Here is a 3,054-nt window from a genome sequence, read left to right as displayed (position 1 = left end):
CGTTGGGGTAGCTGCGCACCAGCGCGTTGTCGAAGCCGCGGGTTTCGGGCGCGCGGAAGGCGCCCATGTAGGTCACCGGCACGTCGGGCAGCGCGGCCACGGTGTACATCACGAAGAAGTTCGCATGCATCGAACCCCAGTCGACCTTGCGCAGCGAGGTGATGCGCGCATCGTTCTGCATGCCGCCGATGTCGAAGCGCAGCACGTCGCCGAGCTTGAGGCCGAGCGTCTCGGCCAGGCCTTCCTCCACGCTCACTTCGCCGGGCGCATCGGGCTTCCATGCGCCGGCCACGATGCTGTTGTGCGCCGGCGCCTCCACGCTGTTGCTGAGATTGAACTCGCGGTCCACCAGGCGCTTGGCGCGGTCTTCCGGGTAGTCGTCGGGCGACACCGGCTTGTCGTTGACGGCCACGAGGCGGCCGCGGATCATCGGATACCAATCGAACTTGCGCACGCCGGCATCGCGCAGCGACTTCTGGAACGCGCTGCTCTGGTCGGGCATGACGTTGATGACGAAGCGGTTGGGCGCATCGGGCGGCGTGGCCTTGCGCCAGCTCGCGACCAGGTCGGTGCGCAGCAGCACCAGCAGCACCAGCGCGAGCAGGCCCACGGCCAGCGCGCTGACCTGCACCACCGCGTAGGCCGGCCGCGCCGAGATCTGGCGCGTGGCCAGCACCAGCCAGCGCGGCGCGGTGCTTTCATTGACGCTGCGGCGCAGCACCTTCACCGCAAGCCAGCTCAAGAGGGCGAACACGGCCACCGCGCCCGCGAAGCCGCCGACGGCGATCAGGCCCAGCTTCAGGTCGCTGCTGGCCGCGATCAGCAGCGCCGCGAAGCCGGCCACGCCAATGCCCAGCACCGCGAGCGAGGCCGGCTTGAGCCCGCCAACGTCGCGCCGGATCACGCGCAGCGGCGGCACCCGGGCCAGCTGCAGCACCGGCGGCAGGCCGAAGGCGAACAGCAGCGTGAGTCCCATGCCCAGGCCGAAGGCCACGGGCCACAGGGTGGCCGCGGGCAATGCCGTTTCGACCAGCCCTGCGAGCAGCACCACGAATACGTAGTGCACGCCAAAGCCGATCGCCACGCCCAGGCTGCTGGCCACGATGCCGACGACGGCGAATTCGAACGAATAGGCCAGCGCGATGGTGCGCTGGCTCTGGCCGAGCACGCGCAGCATGGCGCAGTCGTCCAAGTGGCTGGCCGCGAAGCCGCGCGCGGCCAACGCCACCGCCACGGCCGACAGCAGCGCCGCGAGCAGCGCGACCAGGCTCAGGAATTTCTCGGCGCGGTCCAGCGTCTGGCGCATCTCGGGGCGCCCGCCTTCGAAGGAGTCGAGCCGCACGCCGCGCAGTTCGCCCTTCTTGATGGCGGCCTCGGCCCAGTCGGAAAAGCGCTTGACGGCCGCGTTCTCGCCGGCCACGGCATAGCGGTAGCCGACACGGCTCGCAGGCTGCACGAGGCCGGTGCGCGGCACGTCGGCCTGGTTGAGCATCACGCGCGGCGCAAAACTCATGAACCCCGCCCCACGGTCCGGCTCCAGGGTAATCACGCGGCCGATGCGCAAACTGCTGTCGCCAAGAAGAAGCGCGTCCCCCACTTTGAGCGCGAGCGAATCCAGCAGCGAGGCGTCGACCCAGACCTCGCCCGCCGGCGGAATGTCGCGCGTGATGCTGCCCGGCGCATCGGGGGCGCTGGCGGTCTGCAGGTTGCCGCGCAGCGGATAGCCCGCGGCCACCGCTTTCAGGGCCACCAGCTTGCTCGCGCCGCCCTGGGCGTCGTCGGCCCGCGCCATGGTGGGAAAGCCGTAGGTGCCGGAGCCCTCGAGCCCGAATGCACGGGCCTGTGCGATGAAGGCCGCAGGCGTGGGGTTGTCGCTCACGATCACCGCGTCGCCGCCGAGCAGTTGCCGCGCATCGCGCTGCAGCCCCCCCTTCAGCCGGTCGGCAAAGAAGCCGACCGCCGTGAGCGCGGCCACGGCCAGCAGCACGGCAACGATCAAGAGGCGCAGTTCGCCGGCGCGCAGATCGCGCCACAGGGTGCGCCAGCCAAGGCGGAAGGAGGCATTCATGGGCGAGACGATAGCTGACGCGCGTGCGCCGGCGCCTTTCAGGGGCTTGTCGCGAGCAAGGAAACAGGCTTTAGGCCGGATTGCGGCGCGCGAGTTCCGGCTGCAGCACCAGCCGGTCGACGCCCGCGTAGCAGACGAAGTGCCGGTTGGTCGCGCGGCCGATGGCGCACAAACCCACGCGCGTTGCGACCTCGTGGCCCATCTGCGTGATGCCGCTGCGCGAGACCACGATCGGCACGCCCATCTGCGCCGACTTGATCACCATCTCGCTCGTGAGCCGGCCGGTGGTGTAGAAAACGCGGTCGCCGGCCAGCGCGCCAGGCGGCTGCATGGCGCACCAGCCCGCAATGGTGTCGATGGCGTTGTGGCGGCCCACGTCTTCCACGAAGGAGTGCATCGTGGCCTCGGTGCCGCCGGGCTCGAGCGTGAACAGCGCGCAGCCGTGCACCGAGCCGGCCGACTTGTAGGTGCTCTCCTGGAGCCGGATCGCGTTGACCAGCGCATAGAGCTGGGCCTGCGTCATGCGCGTGGGCGGCAGCTCGAGCTTGTCGATGTCGGCCATCAGGTCGCCGAACACGCTGCCCTGGCCGCAGCCGGTGGTCACCACCTTCTTGGCCGTGCGCTCCTCGATGCGGTCGATGCCGGCATGCGTCTTGACCGCGGCGGCGCCCACCTCCCAGTCGACCGTGACCGACTCGACGTCGCTGGCCGCTTCGATCAGGCGCTGGTTCAGCAGGTAGCCCAGCACCAGCAGTTCGGGCTGGGCGCCGAGCGTCATCAGCGTGACGAGTTCGCGCCGGTCCACGTACACCGTGAGGTCGCGCTCGGCGGGGATGGAGACGGTGCCGCGCGCGCCATGCTCATCGACGACCTCGACTTCGCGCGTCAGCGCGGCGCGGGCCTGGGTGAGACGCGGGAGCGGCAACGGCAGCGGCGTCGTCACTGCGCCTTCGGCGTGGGATTGGCGGCGGCGGCCGGCTGCGTGG

The 3,054-nt window shown here is 70.4% G+C and carries 2 protein-coding genes; both read right to left on the bottom strand.

What is annotated here, in order from left to right; translation table 11 throughout:
- A partial coding sequence (locus tag AC1DOC_RS26505; RefSeq protein WP_478130816.1) for an ABC transporter permease occupies window positions 1-2,068 on the bottom strand: 2,068 nt, incomplete at its 3' end.
- A 70-nt stretch (window positions 2,069-2,138) separates the two neighbouring features.
- The gene (locus tag AC1DOC_RS26500; RefSeq protein WP_018906453.1) at window positions 2,139-3,011 is read right to left on the bottom strand and encodes a formate dehydrogenase accessory sulfurtransferase FdhD; all 873 of its coding nucleotides are present in this window, start codon (window positions 3,009-3,011) and stop codon (window positions 2,139-2,141) included.
- Window positions 3,012-3,054: the final 43 nt, after the last annotated feature.

This window comes from Variovorax sp. 01T439_2 (genome assembly GCF_056398445.1).
This window is presented reverse-complemented; position numbering and strand designations above follow the sequence as displayed.